Raw genomic sequence first — 321 nt, 5'->3', positions numbered from 1 at the left:
CCACGGCGAACACCGAGCGCACGCTCTGGACGGCCACCTTCACGCCCACGGCCAACGTCAGCGCCCCGGTGAATACCATCCGCGTAAACCTCGCCGGCGTGCACGACGAAGCGGGCAATGCCGGGATCGGCAGCGCCGTCAGCACCAACTACAGCGTGGACACCGAGCGCCCCACGGCCACCATCACGCTGGCCGACAGCGCGCTCACCGCGGGCGAGAGCACAACAGTCAGCTTCCGCTTCAACGAGCCCGTCAACGACTTTGACACCAGCGACATCGTGTGCCCCAGCGGCACGCTGAGCCCGCCCACGGCGAACGCCG

The 321-nt window shown here is 68.8% G+C and carries 1 protein-coding gene; it reads left to right on the top strand.

All coding sequences use genetic code 11. From position 1 onward, the window contains the following. Nucleotides 1-321 (top strand): Ig-like domain-containing protein (locus tag VTU_RS33830; protein WP_010107185.1); only part of this gene is annotated, 321 nt, incomplete at both ends.

Source organism: Verminephrobacter aporrectodeae subsp. tuberculatae At4, from assembly GCF_000193225.1.
Lineage (GTDB): Bacteria > Pseudomonadota > Gammaproteobacteria > Burkholderiales > Burkholderiaceae_C > Acidovorax > Acidovorax aporrectodeae.
The sequence above is the reverse complement of the archived record's forward strand: the minus strand, read 5'-3'. Positions and strand labels throughout refer to the sequence as shown.